Source organism: Flagellimonas cixiensis, from assembly GCF_042134615.1.
GTDB classification, from domain to species: domain Bacteria; phylum Bacteroidota; class Bacteroidia; order Flavobacteriales; family Flavobacteriaceae; genus Flagellimonas; species Flagellimonas cixiensis.
Genome location: NZ_CP169639.1, coordinates 2,570,218 through 2,595,392, shown reverse-complemented (window position 1 = coordinate 2,595,392; position 25,175 = coordinate 2,570,218). Strand labels below are relative to the sequence as shown.

The 25,175-nt window shown below is 34.7% G+C and carries 20 protein-coding genes; 14 read left to right on the top strand and 6 right to left on the bottom strand.

The features are described 5' to 3' along the window. Window positions 1-21 precede the first annotated feature (21 nt). From ABT310_RS11680 to ABT310_RS11660, 5 genes are all read right to left on the bottom strand, one after another. Entirely contained in the window at window positions 22-909 is an 888-nt protein-coding gene (locus ABT310_RS11680) for a PIG-L deacetylase family protein (protein WP_375324061.1), read from the bottom strand. A 211-nt stretch (window positions 910-1,120) separates the two neighbouring features. Further along, the gene (locus tag ABT310_RS11675; RefSeq protein ID WP_375324060.1) at window positions 1,121-2,500 is read right to left on the bottom strand and encodes a RagB/SusD family nutrient uptake outer membrane protein; all 1,380 of its coding nucleotides are present in this window, start codon (window positions 2,498-2,500) and stop codon (window positions 1,121-1,123) included. Window positions 2,501-2,517: 17 nt separating this feature from the next. Then, window positions 2,518-6,042 carry a TonB-dependent receptor gene (locus ABT310_RS11670; RefSeq protein WP_375324059.1) on the bottom strand — a complete coding sequence of 1,175 codons (3,525 nt, stop codon included), beginning with the start codon at window positions 6,040-6,042 and terminating at the stop codon, window positions 2,518-2,520. Between the two features lie 60 nt (window positions 6,043-6,102). Further along, the gene (locus ABT310_RS11665; protein WP_375324058.1) at window positions 6,103-7,284 is read right to left on the bottom strand and encodes a FecR family protein; all 1,182 of its coding nucleotides are present in this window, start codon (window positions 7,282-7,284) and stop codon (window positions 6,103-6,105) included. 160 nt (window positions 7,285-7,444) lie between these two features. Then, entirely contained in the window at window positions 7,445-7,999 is a 555-nt protein-coding gene (locus ABT310_RS11660; protein WP_375324057.1) for an RNA polymerase sigma factor, read from the bottom strand. A 1,368-nt stretch (window positions 8,000-9,367) separates the two neighbouring features. Here ABT310_RS11660 and ABT310_RS11655 point away from each other — a divergent pair. Together ABT310_RS11655 and ABT310_RS11650 are read left to right on the top strand one after the other, a co-directional pair. Then, window positions 9,368-10,366 carry a tyrosine-type recombinase/integrase gene (locus ABT310_RS11655; RefSeq protein WP_375324056.1) on the top strand — a complete coding sequence of 333 codons (999 nt, stop codon included), beginning with the start codon at window positions 9,368-9,370 and terminating at the stop codon, window positions 10,364-10,366. A gap of 5 nt (window positions 10,367-10,371) precedes the next feature. Beyond that, a complete protein-coding gene (locus ABT310_RS11650; protein ID WP_375324055.1) occupies window positions 10,372-11,205 on the top strand; it encodes a hypothetical protein in 834 nt (277 codons plus the stop codon). On the opposite strand, the gene ABT310_RS11645 is transcribed toward ABT310_RS11650, so the two are convergent. After that, window positions 11,206-11,598: a helix-turn-helix domain-containing protein gene (locus tag ABT310_RS11645; protein WP_375324054.1), complete on the bottom strand. Its 393-nt coding sequence runs from the start codon at window positions 11,596-11,598 to the stop codon at window positions 11,206-11,208. Between the two features lie 152 nt (window positions 11,599-11,750). Between ABT310_RS11645 and ABT310_RS11640 the strand changes: the two genes are divergently transcribed. The 12 genes from ABT310_RS11640 (at window position 11,751) to ABT310_RS11585 (ending at window position 25,170) form a co-directional block, all read left to right on the top strand. Beyond that, the gene (locus tag ABT310_RS11640) at window positions 11,751-12,389 is read left to right on the top strand and encodes a hypothetical protein (RefSeq protein ID WP_375324053.1); all 639 of its coding nucleotides are present in this window, start codon (window positions 11,751-11,753) and stop codon (window positions 12,387-12,389) included. 307 nt (window positions 12,390-12,696) lie between these two features. Further along, window positions 12,697-13,602, top strand: a complete 906-nt coding sequence (locus ABT310_RS11635) for a hypothetical protein (protein ID WP_375324052.1) — start codon at window positions 12,697-12,699, stop codon at window positions 13,600-13,602. Window positions 13,603-13,604: 2 nt separating this feature from the next. After that, window positions 13,605-14,114, top strand: a complete 510-nt coding sequence (locus ABT310_RS11630; protein WP_375324051.1) for an SLATT domain-containing protein — start codon at window positions 13,605-13,607, stop codon at window positions 14,112-14,114. Between the two features lie 179 nt (window positions 14,115-14,293). Beyond that, the gene (locus ABT310_RS11625; RefSeq protein WP_375324050.1) at window positions 14,294-15,325 is read left to right on the top strand and encodes a hypothetical protein; all 1,032 of its coding nucleotides are present in this window, start codon (window positions 14,294-14,296) and stop codon (window positions 15,323-15,325) included. Window positions 15,326-15,446: 121 nt separating this feature from the next. Continuing rightward, window positions 15,447-16,283: a restriction endonuclease gene (locus ABT310_RS11620; RefSeq protein ID WP_375324049.1), complete on the top strand. Its 837-nt coding sequence runs from the start codon at window positions 15,447-15,449 to the stop codon at window positions 16,281-16,283. A gap of 87 nt (window positions 16,284-16,370) precedes the next feature. Then, entirely contained in the window at window positions 16,371-16,778 is a 408-nt protein-coding gene (locus tag ABT310_RS11615; RefSeq protein ID WP_375324048.1) for a hypothetical protein, read from the top strand. A 43-nt stretch (window positions 16,779-16,821) separates the two neighbouring features. Beyond that, on the top strand, window positions 16,822-17,619 hold the full coding sequence (locus tag ABT310_RS11610) for a phospholipase D-like domain-containing protein (protein WP_375324047.1): 798 nt from the start codon (window positions 16,822-16,824) through the stop codon (window positions 17,617-17,619). 104 nt (window positions 17,620-17,723) lie between these two features. Further along, on the top strand, window positions 17,724-18,713 hold the full coding sequence (locus tag ABT310_RS11605) for a type I restriction enzyme HsdR N-terminal domain-containing protein (RefSeq protein ID WP_375324046.1): 990 nt from the start codon (window positions 17,724-17,726) through the stop codon (window positions 18,711-18,713). Window positions 18,714-19,688: 975 nt separating this feature from the next. Next, window positions 19,689-20,525 (top strand): GIY-YIG nuclease family protein, encoded by an 837-nt coding sequence (locus tag ABT310_RS11600; RefSeq protein WP_375324045.1) that lies wholly within the window; start codon window positions 19,689-19,691, stop codon window positions 20,523-20,525. Between the two features lie 52 nt (window positions 20,526-20,577). Then, a complete protein-coding gene (locus ABT310_RS11595; protein WP_375324044.1) occupies window positions 20,578-21,264 on the top strand; it encodes a phospholipase D-like domain-containing protein in 687 nt (228 codons plus the stop codon). Window positions 21,265-21,946: 682 nt separating this feature from the next. Continuing rightward, window positions 21,947-24,424 (top strand): class I SAM-dependent DNA methyltransferase, encoded by a 2,478-nt coding sequence (locus ABT310_RS11590; protein WP_375324043.1) that lies wholly within the window; start codon window positions 21,947-21,949, stop codon window positions 24,422-24,424. Beyond that, the gene (locus ABT310_RS11585; protein ID WP_375324042.1) at window positions 24,415-25,170 is read left to right on the top strand and encodes a restriction endonuclease subunit S; all 756 of its coding nucleotides are present in this window, start codon (window positions 24,415-24,417) and stop codon (window positions 25,168-25,170) included. The genes ABT310_RS11590 and ABT310_RS11585 overlap by 10 nt, the downstream gene beginning before the upstream one ends. Window positions 25,171-25,175: the final 5 nt, after the last annotated feature.

Genomic DNA, 25,175 nt, shown 5'->3' with positions numbered 1-25,175 from the left:
GGGCGGTCAGTGTGATTTACCTTATTTAGAACCCAACATGGGGAACATCGCTTTTATTTCGGCATCTGTTGGTTGCTTTCCATACTCACATATTTCAAAATATTCTACATGTTTTACCTTGGAAATATCCACATTCGGGTACCATTTTTTAACAGCTTCCAAAGTACTTTCGTCCGCAGTCCGGTCCATCCATTTATCCTTTAACCATGCCAGTCTTTCCTTTTCACCGGTAGGAATTGTGGAGAGGTCCACGCCGTTGGTCCATGGTAGCCATTCGAACATTTGGGAATCATGGGCGGCCAAACCTTTTACTTTGGTGTCAATAACACCGTCCACGATTACCGCTATATCCTTTTGAAAGGGATATGGTTTTTGAAAACGATCACTCATATATAGGAAAACAGGGTTCTTTTGAAGCGGTGGGGTATCTGGTGCCACATTGGGCACAATGTTCATATAGGCAGCATCTTGTACCACGGATCCTGCATTCCTATGGTCTGGGTGATAATCATTAGGGCGAAGTCCCAAAACAATATCAGCATTCCAATCCCGAATTCTTCGGATCACTTCCAATCTTACATTTAAAGTTGGGAACAACTCCCCATCGTGATTGTCCAAAACTTCATACTCGGCTATGCCCAAGGCTTTTGCGGCATCCTTAGCCTCCTGTCTACGTTTTTTTGCCAGTACGCCACCGCCCATTTCATGATGTCCGGCATCCCCATTGGTCAGGGCAAGGAATTTTACATTGTGTCCCATTTGGGCAAATAAGGCCGCCGTTCCCCCAAACTTGGAATCACAGTCATCCGGATGTGCTCCAATGGCCAAAATATTCAAGACTTTCTTCTGTTGGGCCTGAGCCGTTGTAAACGCAAAACATAGGCAAACGGCCATTATCAATTTTTTCATTTTTCTATTTGATATTTAATTCATTAAAATTTAACAGTTCCATTCCTGGTCACTTCTAAAGAAGCAACAATGATTTCAGTATATTTTCATCCAATTTCAATCTAGCTATTGCCCCATAGTGATAAGTAGGTGATCCATGGTTTTGGGCGCTGATCAATCAAACTAACGTAACGAATGAAAACAAAATCGATTTATATAGGCATTGAACTTTCTAGTTCTGAACAAAGTTTGGGTTGATATCCATTTCTCTTTGAGGAATATAGAAGTACGGTCTTGTAGCTGTTACAAAGTCTTCCGCCTCCAGCACCTTATCCGTTGCATTGAATCGCTTCAAGTCGGCCCATCTATGATTTTCAAAAGCAAGTTCAACCCTTCTTTCCTGTAGCAGTTTTTCTTCAAAACTTCCAGGGGTCGATGCATCAATATCCGGCAAACCAGCTCTATTTCTAACCGCATTGATCAAGTCATAACTTTCTGGCGATTCTCCCAACGCCTCTGCCAACATCAACAGTACATCGGCATAACGGAACACCACAAAATTGATATCGGAATCGTTTTCAATGGCCAGATCCGACTCATATTTCTTTACGTGCATTTGCTCCACCACTTCTCCTTCCAAGTTGACATATGAAGCGGCCATGGACACATCGTATCGAAGATCTCCATCTTCAAAAGCATCCATCATGGATTGTGTTGGACGGTTTCTTCCAAAACCGGAACCGGTTTGCAGGTCGGTACTTGGCGAGAAATCATTGGTAAATAAACTTCCTTGACCGATTCCCCCGCTGATGTATTGAATCTCAAATATTGATTCCGCATTGTTCTCATTGGCAACGCCCCACAAATCCGCATAATTCGGCAACAATTCATATCCGTAGTCATCTATGATTCTTCTTAGGACTGTTTCGGCGGCGGCGTTTTCACCCAATGTCAATAAAACTTTGGCCAATAAGGTAGCCGCTGCTCCTTTGGTAGCCTTCCCGACTTGGTTCCCGGAATACGTAATCGGAAGTCCTTCCTCTGCAATGGTCAAATCCGTGACCAATTGTTGTAACACAGCAGTTTCGTTGACCTGCGTCAGTTCATCCCCGGCCACAAAAGGCGTTAACTGTAATGGAATGTTGCCAAAACCGATGCCCAAATGGTAATACATCAAAGCACGGATAAATAATGCCTCACCGGATATTTGATCCTTCAGCGAAGCTTCCATTTCAACCTCAGGAATACGGTCTAAAATCACATTACAATTGGCAATTACCCGGTAAGATTCGCTCCATGCGGAGGTAACCTGCTCATTTAGGGCATCTTCTGTAAATGCGTTGATTTCGGTATACTGACGCGCCAAACCAGTGGCATCCGGCCCCTGATCGGTATTATCGCTGCGCATCTCGAACATGGTCCAATAACCCCTTCCGTATACCCCAGTGGATTGAAGACCTGCATAACTGGCAGTAACAGCTGCTTCAAAATCGTCAGCAGTATTGTAAAAATCAGCCTCGTTCCTATTGGAAATTGGTGCTAGATCGGTAAAGTCTTCACTACACCCGGTGAATAGTGCCGTGCATAGCATGATATATATGATTCGTTTCATTTTTTTCAGTTTTTAGGTTAGAACTTTAGGTTGACGCCCAAGGTGAAGGATTTAGCCAATGGAAATGCTCCATAGTCTTCCCCGGGGGTTAAACTATTCGTGGTAATGCTACTAACCTCTGGATTGTAACCGAGGTAATCGGTAATGGTAAAGAGGTTTGTTCCCGTAACATAGAACCTAAGTCTCTGAATGTTGCTTCCAAATAACGTATCGGTCGGCAAAGTGTAACCCAAGGTCACATTTCTCAAACGCACATAAGAACCATCCTCCACTTGAAAAGAGGAAGGCCTATTATTGTTTCCGTGGTTTCCGGAGACCCTGTCCGCTCTTGGCACAGATCCGTTGCCAGGTTCGGAGGCCGACCTCCAACGATCATTAAATACGGCATAGGAATTAAAATTCGCCTCACCATTCTTCATGTGTCTAGAGGTTAGGTTCAGGATCTCGTTCCCCTCCACACCTTGGATCAAGAAACTAAAATCGATGTTCTTAAAGGTCAATCGGTTGTTGACCCCCCAGTTAAAGTCAGGAAAATAACTTCCCGTAACCGTTCTATCGTCAGGGGTTATCTCACCATCACCATCGATATCCTTGAATCTAAAATCGCCTGGTGCAGGATTGGGTGCCTGTGTATCTAAGGGTGCGTTATCAATCTCTTCTTGGGACTGATACACCCCATCGACCACATACCCATAGTAACTACCAATTGGGTCACCAACCCTGGTCACGTGTCGTACACCGGCGCTTCCGGATGAGTAGATCGGTTCATTGCTCTCGTTCAACGAAAGTACTTCGTTCTTATTGGTGGAGAAATTGATATCCGTGTTCCAGGTAAAATCTTCCCCAACAAAATTCTTGGTACTCAAGGCCAATTCAAAACCTCTATTTTGTACTTCCCCCAAGTTTCTTAGCGTAGTCTCAAAACCGGAAACTGAAGAAATGGCAACGTTAAGCAACAAATCCTTTGTTTTGGTATCATAATAATCTGCCAACAGAAAAACCCTGTTATTGAACAATCCAAGTTCAATACCGGCATCTATCTGTTCCGATTTTTCCCAAGTAAGGTTTGGGTTTGGAATCGTGCTTTGCACAAGACCGTTGATCTGGTTTCCTCCAAGGTTATAGTTCTGAGGGGATAAAAGACCCACGGCACCATAATTTGGGATCTCAAAGTTTCCCGTCTGCCCCCAACTCACACGTAATTTAAGTTCGGATATCGTTTCGGAATCTGCCAAAAAATCCTCTTCGTTCAACCTCCAACCTAAAGATAGGGAAGGGAAATAGCCCGTTTGGTTATTTTTACCAAATCGTGAGGATTTATCCGAACGGAAAGTTCCCGTAAACAAGTATTTATCCTTGTAACTGTAATTTACCCTAAACAGGCTGGACAACAGGGACCATTGTTCTTTAATGGCAGTACCTCCATATACCTGTCCACCGCTAACGGTCGGTACGAGGTCATCGGGATAATTATTGGCCAATACCTGCTTAAGGTGCACATTGTCCTTTTGGGCTGTATACCCTGCTACGGCATCAATATAATGGTCGCCAAATTCCTTGGTCCAATTCAAGGTATTTTCCCATAACCAGTTTGTCTCTGTAGAAGAAGAAGCTTGTCCGTAGGGATTGCCATCGGCTGAATTACGATACAATAATGTGCTGGCTCTATAAAAGTCTTGGTTGTATAAGTTAATGTAAACGCCACCAAAAGTCTTAAAGCGCAATTCTGGAAGAATATCGTATGTCAGTGCCAGGTTGCCCCTTGTTTGAAATTGGAATATCTGATCATCAACAGCTTCAATGATGGCCAATGGGTTACTGGCCGTAGTGGTTCCACCGCCCAAATACGATTGGTTGTTCAACTGGTTAATGGTTCCATCCGGATTATAAGGGTTGACCGTAGGTGAATGAACGATGGCGGAATAAACGATTCCAGGAGGTGTTCCAAAATACGGTGCGTTTGCTGGAACCCTTTGGTTTTCGGTAACGGTAGGAGCCAATCGTACATCCAGATTCAATTTTTCAGATAATTGGGAATTCACGTTCAACAATACCGAGTACCGTTCAAACTTGGCCTTGTCAATAATCCCTGTTTGGGAAAAGTAGCCTGTGGAGGCATAAAAACTGGTTCTATTTCTAACTGGGGAGGCATATGAAAAATTGTAGCTCTGCACTATTCCGGTCTTAAAAATTACATCTTGCCAATCGGTATCGGTTCCATCCCAATTGATAAAGGATTCAGGTAACTCATAATTTGCATTACCTCTATCACCAGGACCGATGGGATCATCGACAGATGCTCCGTCCACGTCCTGCAAATAGGCATTGTTCCTGGCATCCCGTGTAAAATCGATCAGTTCCCCGGCGTTCATCAGATCCAACTTGTTGGCCACTGATTGAACACTTACAAAAGAATCAAAGGAAAAAACGCCTTCGTCACTATTAGAGCCTTTTTTAGTGGTTATCAAAAGAACACCATTACCCCCTCGTGAACCGTAAATTGCGGCTGCACTTGCATCCTTTAATACTTGAATAGATTCGATATCATTGGGGTTCAACGTCGCCAAAGGGTTAATTGTTGGAGGCTGAAAGCTTGCTCTCTGACTTGCCACACCTCCCAATTGACTGGAAGAGGTTAGATTGCGGGAAATGGGTATCCCGTCGACTACGAACAAGGGATCGTTTCCTGCAGAAATAGACCCGGAACCCCTAACTCGAATATTCGGTGCAGCCCCAGGCTCACCAGACACTTCCTGTACCTGTACCCCTGTCACTTGACCAATAAGGGCACTTTCTGGTGATAAGGATGGTACTTCGGTAATGGTCTCCGGGGTAATTGAAACAACGGATCCCGTCACTTTTTTCTTTGCCAAGGTACCATAGCCCACGACAACAACCTCTTCCAAGGCGGCCGCATCTTGTTCCAAGCGAACTGTAACAGCGGATTGTCCGGCCACATCAACTTCCTTGGCCTTGAAACCGATATAGGTAACCCTGATCACCGTTACGCCTGAAGGCATGTTGATCTCAAAATTCCCATCGAAATCGGTTGTGGCCCCCACACTGGTTCCCTTGGCGATAATGGTAGCCCCAGCAAGTGGAATTCCCGCACCATCCAAAACAGTCCCGGTTAAAGTAGATTGGGGATTCTCTGCGTTTATCTTTTTTTGAGGCACCAAACTTGGAAGGGTTTTCTCCTTCTTTTTTATTACGATTTGTCTATCGATAATCTCAAAGGACAGGTCTGTGTCCTTAAAAAGTTGCCTTAAAAAATCTTCCACACACAAATCATTGGCATTCAAGGTCACCTTTCGGTCAATATCGACCTCTGAAGCTTCATAAAAAAATTTGTAGCCTGTTGACTCTGTAACGGATTCAAAGACATCGCCCAATCTGATATTATCAAATCCCATTGCCACTTTATCATATTGCGCACATGAGGCGGCATTGACATGACCAAGCATAAAGAGCAGGAAAAATACATGGATTAATCTTTGCCCGAGCCGTGGTACTTTGTCACCTTTTGTTTTGGTTTTTTTCATAATTAATTTAGTCTAGTTAGTAATCGTTTTTTGGTCCATTGGTTTTTTATCTCATAGGCACTATTTTTTACTGGTTTTTTTAATGGTTATCGTATCCCCTTCTATTTCATAGTCAAAATGCGTGTGTGCTTGAATGGTTCTGAGCACATTATCTATACTCTCCTCATCAAACATTCCTGTAAACCTGCGTTCCTTCAATGCGTCAAATTCATTCACTATGGCGATATCGTATTGACGCTGTAGCCTTTTAATGATTTGTCCCATGGATTCATTTTCAAAAGCCAAGATTCCCTTGGTCCACGAGATATAGGATGAAACATCTACATCTTCGACTATGAAATCCACATCCTCCCCTGGAACATGAAGTGCTTTCTGATGGGGTTGTAACATTTGAAGATCTTTGGCGTTCAATCCTTGATTGGTTTTCCCTACCCCTACGGAACCTTCCACCAACACCACTTGGCTCGTCCCATCCTCCTGATAGGCAGACACATTGAATACCGTTCCAAAAACTTGGGTATACATGGTCTCTGTCTTAACGATAAAAGGTTTATCTGGATTTTTGGTTATTTCAAAAAAGGCCTCACCGTTGAGCACAACCTCCCTAGTATCCATTGGGGCAAAACTTGAAGGATAGGTCAAACTTGAACCAGAGTTCAGCATGACCACCGAACCATCCTGCAGTGTTACGGAAAGCGTTGTGCCATAAGGCACGCTTATAGTGTTCTTCTGCACTTTCCCTTGTTCAACTTGGGCCTCATTTTGGGACAGCACCCCTTTGTTGAGCGATACGACCGTATTTCCGTTTTTGGACTTAAAGGTGGCATCGGATTCTGGATCAATGGACAATACCTCACCGTTCTCCAATTGAAGGGTGATGTGTTTGGGGTCCACTTTTACCGGAATATCCCCAAAAGGATTTTGAGACAGTAAAAAGTACAATGAGGAACCGATGACCACCATAATCACAGCAGCATATTTCCATACTTGTTCCACAGGGTACAAAGCTCTTACTTTGCTGGACCCCTTGTGCTTGATCGTGTACAGGAAAGATTCAAAAGCCTCCTCGGTTTCCCAGGATTTATCTTCGTAGTTGACCAAGAAATCAGCTTGAATCAATTTTTTGAATACTTCCTTGTTGCCCTCTTTTTTTACCCATTCGTATAAAATGCCCAATTCTTCCTGTGAAGCTTCTTGGTTGATATACCGGGTAATTATTCTTCTGATATCGATTTTGGTCATTTGAAAACTATTGTCACTTTTTAAAAGAGACGCAGATTTTCCAAAAAACCCCTACAAATAATTATTTTTTTAACATTTGTATTGATATAATCCCTATTGCGGGGCCCATTGATTGAATTACCCATTCAATGGGTACGCTTTGCTACGGATGCCAAAAGTATCATAGGAAAGAAGTTAATTGAGCTCTAAGGCGCTTCATGGCCTTGGCCATATGGACCTCAACGGTTTTGATTGAAATGTGAAGTTGTTCGGAAATCTCCTTGTATTTAAGCCCTTCTTTTTTATTCATTATAAAGACTTTTTTACATTTTTCGGGCAGGTTATCAATTTCCTTCTCCACTTTTTGGAGTCGCTCTTCAAATAGGGAAGTATCGGCTTCGGCAATGTCCAGGTAAGCTTCCTGTTTAAGGTTTTCCAACAATTGGAATTCTTTTTTGCGTTTTCTTTGGGCGTCAACAAATAAGTTATAGGCCACTTTGAACAAATACCGTTTTAACTTGTCCTTGGACACGAACAGTTTTTTTCTATTGTCCCATATCTTGATAAAGGTTTGTTGGGCAATATCTTCGGCAACCCTCGGATTTCCAGAAATTGCGGTCATATAATTACAAAGTTCCCTATGGTACAACTTAAATAAATGACCATAAGCATCTTTAGAGCCTTTTTTCAATTGCTCAATGAGGAAAGTTTCATTATCAAAGTTTTTCTGGTCCATATTTCGCCTTTCTTTTAAGTATGTGGCCATCAACATTTAATTCATTCTGTCAATAAGCCAGACATTGCTTCATTCAACAAGTTCCAGTTGTTCCAGTTCCATAAAGTGGAACAACTTTCGTCTTAAACGAAAAAGTGCCAATCTGTAAGAAACAATCTTAAAAGAATCATTTCTATAAAGGAAAGTCGTTTTTATTTCCTTGATGGAATAAAAAACCAATTAAAATAATACCAAAAAACGTTAACAAATTATAAAAAAATCTTTAAACCTTAATAAACCCATGCTTTTTTTAAAGTATTTTTTCCTAAATCACCTAAACGGGCCACATGCTCCAACTAAGTGCCGGCCGGATATTTCGATTGTTTTCCCATGGATTGCGATACTTCAGAGTTTGGTGGATTTGGGATAAAGGAACATTTGATTAACCGAAGACCGGTTTTTTTCAACGTGGAAAAAGGCAAGGATTTGATTTCAACCAAATACATTCTATTATTAAATCGATAGATCATTCAATACAAGAAAAGTAGCCTGACTTTTCTTTCACAAGACAATACCAGGGTATCATTATCAGACCACACTCAACGACTTGGTAAAAAGGTCCAACATTCAAAAACTGTTTTAACACCGTGTATTTGCCGAAGGGTGGGGTGCTTATTTAGAATATTTTAGGGAAAGAACTTAAAGCCTACAATATGATCTATGACGAATATGGGAATTAAGCCAATCTGTACGTGCGGTATTGGATGACCCTTTTTTGTGTTGGAAGTATTATCTAAATAAAACTTGACTGTGTACATCTGATTAAAATCCGACTAAATTATACACATAATTAACCGAAAATGAAGTAAGTAGAAGCAGAAAAGTCAACCTAGAACAATCTCTAAACTGACTTAAAGTGCTGATTTTCAGCTAGTCGGGGTGGCAGGATTCGAACCTGCGACCTCCTGCTCCCAAAGTATAACTACGTTGTTTTCCGATATTTAGATACATCATGTATATACCTGATATACAGCTAAATAAAAATTTTTTATTTGTTTTTATTATCACCTTTTTTACCTTTATTTGTAGACTTTGTATGCAAATTGTATGCAAATTTTTAATTAAGTAGATATGTCAAAAATATTAGTGGATAATAGTATTTCGATGGTCCTTGATAAAAGAAGAATGAAAAAAAATGGCAAGTTTCCCGTCAAATTAAGGGTCTTCACCAGTGCACCAAGAAAACAAAAACTTTATCCTACTCGATTTGAATTTTCCGAAGAGGAATTTTCATCCATTTGGGAAACATTACGGCCAAGAGCAAAATACAAACAGACCAAACAGCTATTACAGGCAATTGAACAAAATGCATGGTCTGTTGCCAATGAATTGGAACCTTTTGACTTTGAATTATTCGAGAAAAAGCTATTCAGGAAAAGAAGCGATGGCACCAATGTTTCCTATTTATATAATGAACGAATTAATGAACTACTTGCCATAGATAAAATTAATACATCCAATAACTATGGCCTGGCATTAAAATCAATTGGAAAATTCTGTGATTCCGAGAAAAAGAATATTGAAGAATTGAGTCTTTTTGAGGTAAACATAAATTGGCTTAACAGGTATGAATATTTTATGCTTGATCAAGGGAAGAGCCTTACAACAGTCAGTATTTACCTTAGAACCTTAAAAACAATTTTTAATAGAGCCATTGAAGAAAAAGAGATTGAACCAGGATATTTCCCATTTGGAAAAGGAAAATATCTCCTTCCCAAGGTCTCCAATAAGAAAAAGGCATTAACGAAAGTACAATTAAAGTTGCTTTTTGAGGCTAAACCTCAATCTCCTTATGAAGAAAAAGCAAAAGATTTCTGGTTTTTTTCCTTTGCCTGTAATGGTATAAACATAAAGGATATGCTATTATTGAAAAATAAGGACATTGAAGATGATAAGATTACCTTTTATAGGGCTAAAACATTTTCAACTTCAAAAGGAAATCTAAAAAAAATAACCGTTTATCTAAACAGTTTTGCTAAGGATATTATCAAAAAACATAGAGGTAAATCTTTGGATCCTGAAGATTTGGTATTTCCAATTTTAGCTGGTATTGATGACCCAATTAAAAAACATAATAAAATCAAGAATTTCACTCGATTTATTAACCAACACATCAAGAAGATTTGCTCCGACAATGACCTTCCTATAATATCTACATATTGGGCAAGGCACAGTTTTGCAACTTCCATTATCCGAAAAGGGGGATCCATGGAATTTGTTCAAGAAAGTCTTGGGCATTCTAGTATGGAAACCACAAAAGCATATTTTGCAGGCTTTGACGATAGCACCAAAAAGGAATTTGCTGACCAAATAATGAACTTCGAATAGACTTTATGGGACAAAACGTAATTGCAATAGAGGATTCCATAATAGATTTGGACTCTTTTAAGGAAAAAGCTCCCTATAAATTAGAGGCCATTTTTAAAAAATGGAAAAAGGAAAGATTGATATATTCAAAAGATATTGGTGACATCCACCTTTCTAAGCATATAGTTTATATGTCGGCAATTGGTCAAAGGATAATGAAAATCTATATTGATTACCTCTTGCCCTTCACCCCTATCGATTATCAATTGAGGTCAGATGAAATAAAACGTGGCATTTCCAAAACCAAAAAGGAGTTGGAACAATGGCAAAAACAAAAAATGGTATGTGGTGAAAAAATCGATGGTCATTATGATTTCCTATTGGAGAATTTTTATCAAGTTTTTGCAAATACAGGGCTTGACCTTTCAAAAACCCCAATCCACGAAAACCTTCAATCCTTATACTTAAATTTAATTCGAGAAAAACGCAAAATAAACGAAAATGAAAACGGTCTGATGAACCACATCAAAAGGAAATTTGGGTTCATGGAACAAGTTGACCCAAGAAAGCATAAGCACATTTTAAACGAGGATGACTATGAAAGATTTGTAGGGTGGATTCACCATTATTTATCCAACGGTTTTAAAGTGCCAGAAATAAATAAACCAATTTTAATGGTTCATACCTCAAAGGGGAATATTATTTGGGCTTTTAAGTCATTGTTCTCGGAACTGTACCCAAGCCATACCATTCCAAAAAGCCTCTTTGAACTTTACACAAGTGCCTTTTACCAGTATAGGGAAGATAGGTTTGATAATTTTAAGAAGCAAAAGAAACCTCAATATTTCGATTCACTTTAATCAGGCTTTCTTTATGAGATAGTCATTGGCAGAATCCAAGCACTCTTCTAGGGTGTTTACCTTTCCATCCAATAACCACTTGTCTATTTCCGATTTAAGGAATAAAAGACGTTTTCCCTTTTTATGGTATGGAACCCTACTTTCTGACACCATTTTGTACCAAGTGGATTTCTTCCTTTTTTCAGGGTCATATTCTATTAGTTGGTCAAGGGTCATCCATTCGGAGGTTTGCTTTGAAGAACCATTGTTCAGCTCATAGATCATTTGTTTGATTTCCCTTACTTCTTTCATTAAATGAGCAACAGCAATCGGTAACTGTTCAAATGTTGGTTTTCCTTCCATCCCTTTGTCTTGTAAAACAGCGGCAATTACCAACAATCGATTACGCTTCATTTACGGCTTTTTTACGATTTTACGTAGTGCAGTTTATCCTTGATGGAAATAACTTACATATAGAAAGTAGTCCATTACATCGATATTATTCCTATTTTGGAGTTATTGATAGGTGTTTTACGTTTCTATAAACAAGTTAAAATCCGCACAGAATGAAAACATTTATAGCATTTTTCGATGTTTTAGGATTCAAAGAATTTATTTACAACAATGAATTGGACGAAGCTAAGGGTTTGTTTAATCACTTATTAAGAGATTCTCAAACTGCAATAAGTGGAGAAAAATATATCCAGATAAATTCAGGAATGATTGTCCCTGATTTGAAAAATCAAAAAGTAAATTGTCTACACGTTTCTGACAGTATTATCTTTTGGACAAATAATGATGGTGAAGAAGACTTTAAGGATTTAGTCGAAGTTTGCTACTCGTTTTATTGGAGAAGTTTACAGGCGACTTTCCCATTAAGAGGTTGTTTAACTTATGGGGAAATTGACTTTAATCCAATTACTATAAAAAACGAAAAAGGAATTGATTTTTATAATTACTCATTAATAGGAAAAGGACTTGTGAGCGCTTACTTAAAGTCTGACAATATTGAATATGCTGGTTGCCTATTGGATGAATTGGCAATTGAAAAAGTTGATGATAGTTTAATTAACGACCTTATTTACGACCAAAAAATATGTTTATATAAAGTACCATTTAAAAATGGGAAAATTATGAACATGTATTTAGACCAATCAAAGGGGACCACAATGATGTTTCATTTCGGAATACAGCGAATAGTATAAAAAGTCTATTTACGTATGCATCTAAAACTAAATTAACCAATATGCCCGAAAATGTAAAAAAGAAATTAAACAACACAATCGACTTTATAAGTTTCTTCAGAGAAACGGACAGAAACCTAAAAAACCCAAATAAACAAGAATAACAGCTGCTAACAATGCAAAAGAATAGGCGAAATAATAATGAAATCAAGGCTATTGGTTCGTTTCAAAGTTTATGCTTTAATTAAAAAATAATACTACGTACTCGCCTACTTTACATAAACTGAGCGTTAGCGTAATTTGCTACTAACTCAAAACTAATTAATTGATGAATCAAAGTAAAAATATTAATGAATCTGAATTTAAGACTTTTTATGAACCATTACTCAAATGTTATGGCGAGGAATTCAAAAGTGTTATAAAGTCCGAAATTGATATTTGTAAACTAATCTTTACAGATTCAAAAATAGTCCCGATTGATCAACTTAAAAGTATCATCAATAAGCAGGCAGATATTTATGTAAAATCTATGGTTTATAGATTAATCGGAATTAGAGAAATAATTTACTGTAGAGATAACAAGCTAAATTTAGATGTAAAGTCCGTTTGGGAATTAATTTCAAAATCAATTCAAATTATTCCAATAAAATATACCATTTCATCAATCGGTTCACAAGGTTTTTTATCAATACCGCTGTATAAATTTGATGAATCTTTAGAAAATTTCGATTTCATTAGATTACACATCTGGGACGATTCCTTAAATCAATATATGGATTTAGAAAAATGTGAGAACTTCTCAATTCATACACATACATTTTTTGCAGAAAGTTGGGTAATAACAGGTAGAATAATTAATAATAGGTTTGACTACAATATTAATTCAGAGAATTCTAACCACTCTTTTTTTAAAGTAGTATATAACAAATCATTAAATGAAGTGAATCAACACACATCTAAAGCTGTGAATGAAAAAATTGATATAGAACTTTACCAAACTTCAGAAGAAGTACATTTCGGGAATGGGGGCTATAAAATTGAAGCTGGAAAATTACATAAATCAGGTCATACAAATTCACCTTTCCCTTCAGCTACATTTTTTTCCTTTACTGGTAAAAATGGATTAGATAAATCTATTGTAATTGGACCCAAGCATATTACAGAATCGGAGATTAATCGAAAAATGATTATAGACCCAACGGAATTATTGAATAAAATAAATACTCAATTATAATAATGGATGAGAGCCTAAAAAGAATGTTATTGGATTGGATGAGAAAAATTCATCAGTTAGAATATGCACATTGTTATCAATCAATATTTTGGTCAACTTTTGAAAAATGGATTGGTATTAGTGCTTTTATTATTTCTACAATTGTCGCATTTTCTTATAGATTTCCAAAGCTTGAGATACCTTGGGTTCAAGATTATTTATTACCATCAACACTTTTAATTGTAGCAATTCTAACTGGTCTTCAAACATTTTTAAAACCTAGTGAAAAAGCAGAAAATCATAAGCGAATAGGTTTTAATTATGAAAAAATGAGACATAGCATCGAACTGATTTTGAATACTCATATGACTGACCAAAAAAGAACTCGAGAAATAGAAATCATAAAAAACGAATGGGCTGATTTGAAATCAGTTTATGTAAGTAATAGAAAATTCAAAAAGGGTAAGAAAACAGTTAAGGATTTGAAAAAATACCCAGAAGAATTAAGTTTTTTAGAAACTGTCGAAGTATAAAAACTACAGCTAACAATGATGGCTAAATGAAATTGCAAATTTTCGCCTACTGCTGAAAACCCTCTCGAGTTTTGCTTGAGCCATTTCTCAACTCTCGTGTCAGCTTGGTGTACTTACTAGTTAATTACTAACTCCTATATCTAGTCATAGCCGAGAACGTTGGAACCAACACAAAAAAAATGAAATCTATTAAACAGCAAATTTCGGAATTGGATCAAATAGAGTGGGACTACTACTCTGAAATTGAAAATCGAGAATTACAAAATCCGTTTACAAGTCGACTTTCTCATAAACAATTTGTAAAAGATTATTTTAAACGCTCTGGAAAAAATAGTGTTTTAAACTTCTTAAATTACCTTCCTAATAAGGACCTGAACAACAACAGAACGAAACACACTAATTCAATATTCTTTTTGGGTGTTTTGATTTACAACAAGACAAATTTACATAGCGACTTTTTTGAAAATTTAAATACTGCAGAATACAGGCGATTCACTTTTTTATGGTTTTTGTCTTGTTTGTTTCACGATTTTGGTTTCGAATTGGAAAATGATAAAAAGGCGATTATTGGAATTAACAGTTTGGAAGATCTAAAAAAAAAATATTCAATTGAGAATTGTCTGCTTGAAACTCAACCGAAAGAAATAAGTAATGTACTTTTTTCCGTAATTGATCATTATTTCAAATACAGGTTATTTGAAGGTAATAAAATTGACCATGGAATTTTTGCTGGGGTATATTTGTATGACAGGTTAATAAAAAACCGACGAAAAAAAAATCTCAGCAAGAATGCGACCTTGTTTTGGGGAAAGGAACTTGATGAACAGTATGCTCAAGTTGGCACTGCAATAGCAGTGCATAATATTTGGTTACCAAAAAAGAAAGACGTTAATCTCTATAAAAAATATAATCTTGGCAGTTTAACAAACGACTTTAAACCAATTCAATTCAAAGACTTTCCGCTTTTATACATTTTGGGAATTGTAGATACAATTGACCCAATGAAAACTTACCTATGTGAAGATTTTAGGCCAAAGGAGATTTTGGAAAGTATTGACTTGAAGCTTAACGGAAATAAAGTTACATTTAGAAACGGGAAAAAATCGAAGTTAGATTTTACTCAAATGACAAAAAACGCTGCAGGAATCAACAATTGGTTGGATGTTGGAGTTGATTATAATGAGTTTGAACTTAATTTAACTCTTCGATAAATTTAGTTTGTGCCTCACCGAAAAGTGACAATTTTCCAATGCACAAAAAGAAACTAAACATTATCCTTTCATAAAAGAGGGAAGAAGCTTTTTACTTTATTTCAGTTTTGAATTCAATAAAATGAATTGGGAAGAATATGAAAATATAACCAAGTATATATATGAAGAGTTAGGAAGAGCATCTGGGGTAAAAGTAATTGGTTATGGAAAAAATTTCAAATTAAAAGGAAAATCAGGCGTCCTCCACCAAGTAGACGTTTTGACGAGTCATTCTGATGGAATTCACGATTATTTGACAGCAGTTGAATGTAAGTACTGGGAGAAAAAGATAAACAAAGATGTTGTCATGAAAGTTGTTTCAATTATAGACGACACGAACATTCATAAAGGCGTAATAGTTTCAAAAAGAGGGTTTACAGAAGACGGAATATCATTTGCCAAACATAAAAATATAGGTCTCATTGAACTCAAAGAAATAGAAACAGATGAACAAATAGTTGAGAATAAGGAAAAAAGCTTTCTAATAGGTGAATTGACTCTGAATATTAAAATAAATCAAAGTACCCCAAAAATTTTAAATATCGACTTTGATTTTGTCGACATGAATCAAAAATCAAATTTAACAGGTACCACTCAAATTGTAATTAGACTCCAAAACGGCAAGGAAGTCGCCCTTAATAGTTACCTTCTGTCATTTAAAGAAAAGTTACAAAAAGTGGAACCTGGTAAAAAAATTAAAAAATATTATGCATTGGAAAATGCAAATCTTATCTGTAACAACAAAGAAATATTCAAAATAAAAGGTTTCACTTTAATCGGTGAACTTGAATTAAAAAATATTCACAAGTCAAGACAATTTAACATTGTTGATGAAATTTGGCTTATTATGAAATCTCTCTTTGAAAATAACTCATATACTATTTCAAAATTAGGATTGATTAAAAAAGTCAGAAATTAATTAACAATGAAAGTCTTTGTTTAGAATCCTCAATGTTTGAATTCAAATTGAATAATAATCTTATCAATTTATCGTCTATTCTATAAAATGTTAACAGAAAATGAAATAGTTGAAAAAGTTGCTGACTTTCTCGAATCTAGAGGTTATTTAATCAAGCAACGCTTAACAACAAATCAACAAGGTATTGACTTAATAGCAGAGTCACAAAACGAAAAGCTGTATATAGAAGCAAAGGGAGAAACTAGTGCATTAAAAACATCAAGTCGCTATGGACAACCATTTAATAGGAGTCAAGTAAAGTCACATATAGGATTAGCTTTATGGGCTACAATGAAAGTAATTTCTAGTGAACCAGCTGGAAAAAAAACAAAAGCTGGAATTGCCTTACCAGATAACAAAGAACATAGAAAAGTAATTGAAATAATTTACCCAGCGTTGAAAAAACTTGGCATCAAACTATTTTGGGTAACTAAATCTCATGTGACAATCGAATAATGTACTACCTCATTTAATCTATCCACATATAAAAAATATATTTATGGCTATAGCATCATTCAATAATATTAAAAATAAGATTGAGAAAAATATAAACCAATCGAAAGAAAATATAGTAGTTGCAGTTGCATGGCTTACAAGTAAAGACCTACTTGGTCAGCTTACTGATAAACTGATAGAGGGTTGTAAAGTTGAGATATTAATTAGTGATCATTTTCAAAATCAAACACTGGATTACCAAAAGTTTATTGAAAATGGAGGACAAGTATTTATCGTACCTACTAAAAGAAGCAAGTTTCTACATGATAAGTTTGCAATTTTTGATAACGCTAAACTTATTGCAGGTTCCTACAACTGGACTAATTCAGCAGAATATTACAATCATGAGTATATTATTCAAAGTGAAGACAGTCAACTCATAAAGCAATTTAGCATACGCTTCAGTAATTTAAAAAAAATTGTGACCGACTACGACAAACAAAAATTACTAAGCAATGACAATTTAACAGCAGAAACAAAAGAAGAGGAGTTTTTAAAGATTGAAGACGAGTTGCATCAAGAGTTAATTAATTCTGTCAATAAGGCCGTAAAAGATGGAGCAAAAATTAACAAGGAAATTATTCTAACTCAAATTTACAATTATGGAGCGATTGGTGCTGCAAATAGACTTGTCAAGGAGGGAACAGAAAAGTTACATTCAGGACTTATCAAACTTTTCGATATCAATAGACTTGACCTGTCTATAGAAAGTATTATACTCAAACAAAAATATCATATATTGTTTGACAAAGAAATACTTGAAAAAGCTCAAAACCGACTTGACAAATTTAAATCAAAATAGGATTATTGACGCCTATATCAGCTCAAATTAAAGGCCCGAAAAGATTAATCTGAACCCATGCAATAATTAAACATGGTCTTGTAATTAAAGCAATAAAACTAATAATGGACAACGAAAAATGGAATGAAATATGCTTTCTTTTATCTGACAAAAATTTCCCATCGGATTTAAGCGAAACGGAATTTAAAAAAAAGGTCATTCAAGCATTAAGAATTTTAGATTGGAAAGAATACAAAGGTGAAATTGAAAAAGAACAATCTCTTCAATTTGGTTCAGTTAAAGACAAGTTAAGACCTGACTTCATTATTAAATCCAATGACAAAAGGATAATTGTAATAGAAGTTAAACTCCCGAATGTTCCAATAAATTCAAACTACCAGCGTCAACTCTTTTCCTATATGCGCCAAGTAAAACTTGAATATGGAATTTTAATTGGTCAGGGTATTCAAGTTTTTTATGACGGAGACCTCATAAACCAAGATGACCCTGTTTTACTTGAATCCATCCGCTTTACAGAAGACAGTGAAAAAGGACGAAAATTCGTAGAGTTGTTCAGCAAGGAAAGTTATAATGTAGATATACTGAAATCGTTTACTTTGACTGCACTTAAAAAGATAAATCGAAAAGTAGAACATAAAAATTTGACCAAGAAAATTCTGTCTGAAGAATACCAAGGAAAATTAGCTGAATTAATTAAACAGGACTTTTTAAACCTATATGATAGGGAATTAATTGAGTCAGTACTGAAAGATTTAAAAATCGAAATTAAAAATAATAAATCGGAAACAATCCAATCTGACTTTTCCAATAAACCTTATTACGAAACGAGAATAAAGGATTTCTCGAAAAGCATTTTACCAATTGAATTAAACCCTCCCTTAGAATCTGATTTTAGGCGTAGACTTTTAATCACAAAAACAGCTTACATAAAGGTCTTTTATAAGAATGGTACAACAAAGAATAAAGTTTGGAATGCATATCGCTTTCAAGAGAGTTCTGGAGTTTTAGGTAATTTGAGATCAAGACCAGAATTCAGAAATGGAAAATGGCAAGAACTCGGAATCGAAAAAGTTTATGTTTCGATTGACCAATAAAAACAATTCTAACAAGATTCAGCAATTTTTTATTACAATTTACATTGAATTTTAAAAATGTAATAAATTGATTTTCAATAAATTACTATCTTTTTGATTATCAATGTTTTACACCTAACACTACTGTCCATCAATTAGTTACATAATTTCCTCTGGGAACACCAGTAAAATCAAGGGTTCCCAGAGATTTGGCTTAAGCCAAAAATCAAATATTAACAAATTTTCATAATAAACTGACTATGTGTGTTTTACGCAAAAAAACCTTGCGTAAACGCAATTCGCCAGCCCGTGTTACTTTGGACGGGCTTGGAGAAATTTTAACAACATTATTTGAGGTGGTAAAAAAAGGGTCTGGGACTACTCCCAAAATTTTGGGTTCTAATCACAAAACCGAAATCGGTTTTGTGGATTATTTTCCCTTTCAATACTCCCCGTCTTTTTGCGGGGGGAGATTTTGAAAGGAAAAATAATTAGTTGGGATATTTTCCCAAGTTTCGGGCTGACCAGAATTCGGGGTAACTATCTAAAGTTATTTTACCAGCAAACACCACGGGTCATTTCTAAGGACAAAAACAAGCGATTTCCCGAAGTTTTGAGATTCCCTGCAAATTTTACTCGTTTAACCATGTAAAATAGCCTCAAAGAGCCTTAAAATCGTTTCATTGTTTCAACTCTTATTCATTTAGAAAATTCCTACATTTAACCAGATTTCATACTTTTCAAAAGTTAAAATCAAAAAGACTTATTTTAAATATATTGGTAAAACAGTACCATTAAAAAATCAATAGAACCATAATTAATTGAATTTTAAAGCAATGCACAGGTCTCATAAATTTATTGTTTCCAAAAAAGCACAAGAGGAAACTAAAAACTCAAATTTCAATAGTTTTATAAATAGTCTGATTTTCTCTGTTTTTCATTTCGCTAATGCGTGAAAACTTAAATGTGCATTTTCATGACTAAGAAAAATGAAAGATGAGAGGTAAAACGATACAAGTTTTTTTAACTGATGGAACTCCGAGAGGAATAAAACTTGCTGAAATAACGAGTAATATTGAACAAGCAGTATTTATTCCTAGGAATAAAATGAATGAAGCGGCAAAAAGACTTGAAGTAATGAGACCGGGTGTATATTTCTTGTTTGGAGATTCTGAGGGAAGTTCAAAGCCAATTGTTTATATAGGCCAATCCAGAAATTGTTTAGATAGAATTAGAACACATGACCAGAAAAAAGACTTCTGGAATTATGCAGTTCTAATTGTTTCTAAAACAGAAAGTTTCACTCAAACCCACATCGAATATTTAGAACAATTAGCTATATCAAAAGCATACGAAGCAAATCGGTATAATTTAGAAAATGGATCTAGTCCTAGAAGATTTAAAGTCCCTGAAACTTTAGAAGCAGATTTACTTGATAATTTTGATACTATAAAGATTTTACTTTCAACCTTAGGTTTTACTCTATTTGAGTCTATCAAAAAGGAAACTACCCAAGAAGAACATTTCTTTTGCAAAGGAAAAAATGCTTTTGCTGAGGGAGAGTACCAAGATGACGGCTTTGTAGTCTACAAGGGAGGAAAAGCCAATTTAAAACTTACACCAACAGCAAGTTCAACGGTTATAAATCTTAGGGACAAGCTTCTAGATACTGAAGTCATTATCAAGGAAGGAGATGTATTTATATTTCAAGATGATCACTTATTTAGTTCTCCTAGTGCTGCTGCTTCACAGGTATTGGGAAGAAACGCTAACGGGTGGCTAGAATGGAAAACCAAAACAGGGAAAACCCTTGACGAGTTAAAAAGAAAATAGCTGAAAATATTGTAAAATTTAAAAGCCAAAATAAAACAATTCAAACCAATTTATGTCAAAAATATTAAGTGCTATAGAATCCTCTAATAGCATAGAACAAGTAATTTCAGAAGCTGAAGAACATATAGTAATTGTAACACCATACTTAAAAATTACAACTCCATTAATGAGTAGACTTTCCCAAGCTGATAAAAAAGGTGTCAAAATTATTTTAGTTTATGGGAAAGAAGAGCTAAAGAGAGAACAAAAGGATAAATTAAAGGGACTCAAAAACCTTAACCTTTACTTTCTTAAAAATCTCCATGCTAAGTGTTATCTTAATGAATCTTCAGGTATTTTAAGCTCAATGAATCTTTATGAATATTCTCAGGTAAATAATTGGGAGTTAGGAATTGGATTTGATTTATATGATACTCTACTCTTAGATCAGTTGACAACTGAAGTAGAATTAATGTTAGATAGCGCTGAAACAAAAATTGAAAGTTTTAAAAGGTTTAGTCTTCATAAAAAGACCTTTTTAGAATCACTAACTGAATTTTTGAACAACCATTTTAAAACTGAAAAATTTATACATGAAAAATTTATAGATGAATTCATGTTTGACTATATCGAAGAAGTAAAAACAAAAGATTTTCTGAGTAAAAACATAAATATTGAAATTTTTGACGATGCGACAAGAGTTGATTTTGTTTTAAATTTTAAAAAGTCAGGAATTTCAAAATTTGAATTCAAATATTGAGTTCGAATCTTTGACGGATGAATTTAGAATATACAGAAACAGCCCCGACGTTTTTTCACTATACAATAGTATAGATCATCGAGATAAATGGGATAGCTATTCAGATGAATTTAAATTTAAATATTGGGCGAAAGGGATTGAGAAGATGATTAACGCTTTGAATAAAAGTTTGGTTTAACTTATCCTTTCCTGAAACAGACTACATTAATGATAATTTTTATGAATTTAGCGATGTCCTAAAAGGTTTAAGGTTACAAAAGTTTAGAAAATGACACCTAGATTGAAACAACTTCAAACTTATATTAAATTTAAAAATATCAGATTGGCTCAAATATTCATTAACCAAATAAACTAACATGATTATAAAAACGATTTGTCTTAAGTGCTCAATTAGTTAGTTACTAAATTTTAAATAAAAAATAAGAGCCTATGGTTATAGAAAATGATTGTTTTCTCTCATTTCATGATTTCCACCAATCTGTTCCATTCTTTAGTTAATTGAAAAATTAATATTGAAATGAACCGAACATGTTTAGCTTAACAATGTTTAGGAAAGTTACAATACGATAAACCCAAATATACTAACAGAAGACATCCAAATTTTGAGGACTTACACAGAATTAAAGTAATATTAAATGGTCAGGTCGAAGAATTATTAATTGAAAGAAACTAACTAAAATAAATGTCATTAGATAAATTTTCAGAAGAAGAACGAATTGCGTTCTATAATGCAATAGCGGAATTAGACCCAAAAAAGGTTTATGTAAATTACGATAAAGAAGGGGACACCTTGTCTTATACGAACAAAATTAAAAGTTATGAGAAAATTACAGGAAAACCTGGAGATGAAGAAATAACAAGAGCTTTAATACTTCTTCATTTAATCTTGACTTATGGTCATAAATCCGAAACAATCGAAATAGAAAACACTTTTTCAATTGGAGGAAGACGTGATGAAGGTGCAAGAGCGGTTGAGACGGACATTTGTATAAAAAATGATAAAGGAGAAATTGAAATACTTTGTGAGGTTAAAAGAATCCAAAATTATTTAGGTACAGATGATTCATCTATAAAGAAACAGCTCTTTGATCCTTTTGAAAACGTTGTTAAATACAGTAAGGCTAAATATTTGTTCCATTTGGCTGTTGATGTACCTATTAACAGAGAACATTTCCCATTAAACTGTGTTGGTATTGACACTAAAATTGCAAAAACTTACAAAGAATGGGATAAGCAAGGTAGAACACCTCATTTTATTGATTTAATCAAGTCAGGCGAAAAACCAATAGCACAAGACGTTTATGTAAAACTATTGGGTGATGAAGAAAATTTAGATAAAAAAATTAAAGATTTAAATGACAATTTTGGAATTGACCAGATAAAAAGAGTTTGGCGACAATTGTGGGATTACATTTGGGGAGGTACATTAGAAGACAATAAGAAATTTGAAAATTTCAATAAAGTATTGTTAGCTAAAATTTATGATGAGCGAAAAACTAATTTAGGTACACCATATGGCTTCCAAAGAAAATTTATTGGTGGAAAACCTCAATCCGAAACTGAACTTGCTAATAATATTGACTTACTTTATAGACGAGCTTTTAGAGAATATTTATCTAAAGACAAAAGTGTTGAACTGTTCAACATTAAAGGAATCGATTTTAATGAGTTTTCACCTTATTTAGTTTCAAAATGTGTAGAATATCTTCAAGGTTTTTCATTTCATAAAAACAGGTATAAAAACGTTGATATTCTAGGTGAATTTTACGAAATGGTTATTCGTGATGCCTTTAAACAAACCAAAGGTTTGTTTTTAACACATCCAAATGTGGTATTATTTATTCTATCTGTTTTAGAAGTTGACGAAGTTGTAAAATCAAGGTTAAAAAAGCCGGTTGAGGATAATAGATACAGATTACCTTTTGTAATAGACCCAAGTTGTGGAACGGGAACTTTTCTTGTCCATTATATGCAATATGTTCAGAAGTATATAAATGAAAATCATAAAAGAATAGCTGGTGGTGATGAAGATGTTAAAGATTTTATTGAAAGACACGTTTTAGATAAAAATTCTTTTAAATGGGTTATCGACTACGTTTACGGTGTTGACAATGAACCTGTAATTGCCACAGCTTGTCAAATTAACCTAATATTACACGGAGATGGTAGTACTAATATTTACAATTCGGATGGTTTAAGTTCTTTCAAAGATTTTGCGAAAATGGAGGTAACCGGAGCCGTCAATATTTTATCTTCTAATATCGTTGACAAAACTGATTACTACTCGAAACCATCAATAAACAAATACGATTTTATAGTTTCCAATCCACCTTTTAATGTAAATATTAATAAAGGTGAAGTACAAAAAAGCTTTACTATAAAAGGTAAATCAGAGGCTTATTTTCTTGAAAGATGGTATCAACTTCTAAAACCTGAAGGTAGAATTGGAGTTGTACTACCAGAAAGTTTCTTTTCGGTAGAAGATGATATAAAAGGGCGTTTCTTCTTATATAAACATTTCAATATCAAAGCTATTGTGGCATTACCAAGCCATACTTTTCAACCACATACACCAACAAACACAAGTTTGCTATTCGCTTCTAAAAAGACAGAAAAAGAAGAAAAGGAATTTTCTAAATTATGGTCAAAATTTAGTGATGAATTTACAAAGAAGACTAATAAAATATTAAAGGCTTTGCCTTCCCAAAAAGCAAAAGTGAATTTTGAAAAAGAGAAAGAGTCTGAATCGAAAAATATTAAAAATATTATAAACCTTGTTGAAGAAAATAGTCTAAAAGAATTTGATGCTGGATTTGTAATATTACCGTTTTTTGAAGAAGATTATATTTTTAATGAGGAGAACTACAACAAAATAAAAAAAGCTATTAAAGACACTTTTAGCAACCTAAAAGACCGTTGGACCCTACATAAAGTTGCATCAAAACAGAAAATAGAATTTTACAATTTTTCTGTAGACGAAATAGGTTATAAAGCAGGAAAAAAAGGCTCGAAAGATAAACCTAACGAGCTTATTTCAGTCTATGATGAAAAGGACAAAAGAATATATAATATCAAATACTCTCACAGTTGGCACAAGGTTGATAATGATGATAAGGAAACTGTTTTGGGTAAAATTAAAGATTTAGACATATGGCAATAATACTTGAAAAAAACTCTGTAGAATATTTGACATCATTTTCACCTATTAGATGCGACACACACTTTAGGCACAACATAAAATTAGCTGATAATTTTTTCTCTAATGAAGATGTTGTATGGGTTTCATTAGGTTCGGTTCTTGACAAAGTTCAAAACGGTATGAATGTAAAAACTGACTTTTACTCTATGGAAGAAACGGACATTCTATACCTTTCAGTTTCTCAAATTAAAGAATATGGTTTGATTGACAAAAACCAAAACTTTCTAACAGACGAAGTAAAGGATTTAAGTAATTTCAACGAATTATCTGAAAATACAGTTTTAACAACAAGGTCAGGCACAATTGGTGTTGCATTATCTACCAATCATCCATCATTTAATTTTGACGAAAAAACTTACGTTGCTTCTGGTTTTGTAATTACTTCCAAAATAATGGATGGATATTCTGCTGATGTAATCGCAAACTACATAAACCTTTTTGACGTTCAAAAATATTTGACAGCAATGGCTTCTGGTGCTTGTCAAAAAAATATTGCTCAACCGACTATCAAGAATTTACCAATACCTGAAATACTATTGACTGGAGAAGCGGATTTTGAGAGTTTATTCAAAGAATATGAGACTGAAAGCATTAAAATTTTAGAAAATATATCTGATTTGGAAAACAAACTGGATGAGTTAAAAGGAGATATTTCAAGTTCGATAAAGTATAAAATCGTGAAATTCTATAATGGCACAGTTGAATGACAATT